Here is a 3,011-nt window from a genome sequence, read left to right on the forward strand (position 1 = left end):
GAAAACTAAATAAGAGTAAACAAACGAAATCAAAAAGTTAGTTAAGTCCTCGATCTATTAGTATCCGTCAGCTCCACGTGTCACCACGCTTCCACCTCGGACCTATCAACCTCATAGTCTCTAAGGGATCTTACTCACTCGAAGTGATGGGAAGTCTCATCTTGAGGGGGGCTTCATGCTTAGATGCTTTCAGCACTTATCCTTTCCACACGTAGCTACCCAGCTATGCTCCTGGCGGAACAACTGGTACACCAGCGGTGTGTCCATCCCGGTCCTCTCGTACTAAGGACAGCTCCTCTCAAACTTCCAACGCCCACGACGGATAGGGACCGAACTGTCTCACGACGTTCTGAACCCAGCTCGCGTACCGCTTTAATGGGCGAACAGCCCAACCCTTGGGACCGACTACAGCCCCAGGATGCGATGAGCCGACATCGAGGTGCCAAACCTCCCCGTCGATGTGAACTCTTGGGGGAGATAAGCCTGTTATCCCCGGGGTAGCTTTTATCCGTTGAGCGATGGCCCTTCCATGCGGAACCACCGGATCACTAAGCCCGACTTTCGTCCCTGCTCGACTTGTAGGTCTCGCAGTCAAGCTCCCTTCTGCCTTTACACTCTACGAATGATTTCCAACCATTCTGAGGGAACCTTTGGGCGCCTCCGTTACCTTTTAGGAGGCGACCGCCCCAGTCAAACTGCCCGCCTGACACTGTCTCCGAACCGGATCACGGTCCTGGGTTAGAAGGTCCATACAGCCAGGGTGGTATCCCACGGATGCCTCCACCGAAGCTAGCGCTCCGGCTTCTAAGGCTCCCACCTATCCTGTACAAGCTGCACAGACATTCAATATCAGGCTACAGTAAAGCTCCACGGGGTCTTTCCGTCCTGTCGCGGGTAATGCGCATCTTCACGCATAGTATAATTTCACCGGGTCTCTCGTTGAGACAGTGCCCAAGTCGTTGCACCTTTCGTGCGGGTCGGAACTTACCCGACAAGGAATTTCGCTACCTTAGGACCGTTATAGTTACGGCCGCCGTTTACTGGGGCTTCGGTTCAAAGCTTCGGGCTCAGAGCCCTAACCCATCCCCTTAACCTTCCAGCACCGGGCAGGTGTCAGCCCCTATACTTCGCCTTTCGGCTTCGCAGAGACCTGTGTTTTTGCTAAACAGTCGCTTGGGCCTATTCACTGCGGCTTCTCATGCAAGAAGCACCCCTTCTCCCGAAGTTACGGGGTCATTTTGCCGAGTTCCTTAACGAGAGTTCTCCCGCTCACCTTAGGATTCTCTCCTCGCCTACCTGTGTCGGTTTGCGGTACGGGCACCTATAATCTGGCTAGAGGCTTTTCTTGGCAGTGTGAAATCAGGAACTTCGCTACTAAATTTCGCTCCCCATCACAGCTTGAGCTTACGCCAGACGGATTTGCCTATCTGACACTCTCACTGCTTGGGCGCACACATCCATCGGTGCGCATTCCTTATCCTACTGCGTCCCCCCATCGCTCGTAACGATTATGAGGTGGTACAGGAATATCAACCTGTTGTCCATCGCCTACGCCTTTCGGCCTCGGCTTAGGTCCCGACTAACCCTGAGAGGACGAGCCTTCCTCAGGAAACCTTAGGCATTCGGTGAAAGAGATTCTCACTCTTTTTTCGCTACTCATACCGGCATTCTCACTTCTAAGCGCTCCACCAGTCCTCACGGTCTGACTTCACAGCACTTAGAACGCTCTCCTACCATTGTTCGTAAGAACAATCCGCAGCTTCGGTGATACGTTTAGCCCCGGTATATTTTCGGCGCAGAGTCACTCGACCAGTGAGCTATTACGCACTCTTTAAATGGTGGCTGCTTCTAAGCCAACATCCTGGTTGTCTGTGCAACTCCACATCCTTTTCCACTTAACGTATACTTTGGGACCTTAGCTGGCGGTCTGGGCTGTTTCCCTTTCGTCTATGAACCTTATCACCCATAGACTGACTCCCAAGATAAAGTAGTTGGCATTCGGAGTTTGACTGAATTCGGTAACCCGATGAGGGCCCCTAGTCCAATCAGTGCTCTACCTCCAGTACTCAACTCTTGAGGCTAGCCCTAAAGCTATTTCGGAGAGAACCAGCTATCTCCGTGTTCGATTGGCATTTCACCCCTACCCACACCTCATCCCCGCATTTTTCAACATACGTGGGTTCGGGCCTCCAGTCAGTGTTACCTGACCTTCACCCTGGACATGGGTAGATCACACGGTTTCGGGTCTACGACCGCATACTAATTCGCCCTATTCAGACTCGCTTTCGCTACGGCTCCGTGTCTTCCACTTAACCTCGCATACGATCGTAACTCGCCGGTCCATTCTACAAAAGGTACGCCGTCACCCATTAACGGGCTCCGACTACTTGTAGGCACACGGTTTCAGGTTCTCTTTCACTCCCCTTCCGGGGTGCTTTTCACCTTTCCCTCACGGTACTGGTTCACTATCGGTCACTAGGTAGTATTTAGCCTTGGGAGATGGTCCTCCCGGATTCCGACGGAATTTCACGTGTTCCGCCGTACTCAGGATACACTCCGGAGGGAATTCCTTTTCGATTACAGGGCTGTTACCTTCTGCGGCATACCTTTCCAGGTATCTTCATCTAAAGAATTCCTTTGTAACTCCATATGGAATGTCCTACAACCCCAAGAAGCAAGCTTCTTGGTTTGGGCTGTTTCCGTTTCGCTCGCCGCTACTTGGGAAATCGCATTTGCTTTCTCTTCCTCCGGGTAATGAGATGTTTCAGTTCCCCGGGTCTGCCTTCCATACCCTATGTATTCAGGTAAGGATACTGCTCCATTACGAACAGTGGGTTTCCCCATTCGGAAATCCTCGGATCGAAGTCTACTTACGACTCCCCGAGGCATATCGGTGTTAGTCCCGTCCTTCATCGGCTCCTAGTGCCAAGGCATCCACCGTGCGCCCTTATTCACTTAACTATCTTACAATGAATAAGCATTACACTTATAATTTATAGCCTTGCTTTAAA

The 3,011-nt window shown here is 51.7% G+C and carries 1 rRNA gene; it reads right to left on the bottom strand.

From position 1 onward, the window contains the following. Nucleotides 1-37: 37 nt before the first annotated feature. A 23S ribosomal RNA gene (locus G5W_RS0119320) occupies nucleotides 38-2,961 on the bottom strand. Nucleotides 2,962-3,011 lie beyond the last annotated feature (50 nt).

It is taken from the genome of Ornithinibacillus scapharcae TW25, from assembly GCF_000190475.1.
In the GTDB taxonomy this organism is placed as follows: domain Bacteria; phylum Bacillota; class Bacilli; order Bacillales; family Amphibacillaceae; genus Ornithinibacillus; species Ornithinibacillus scapharcae.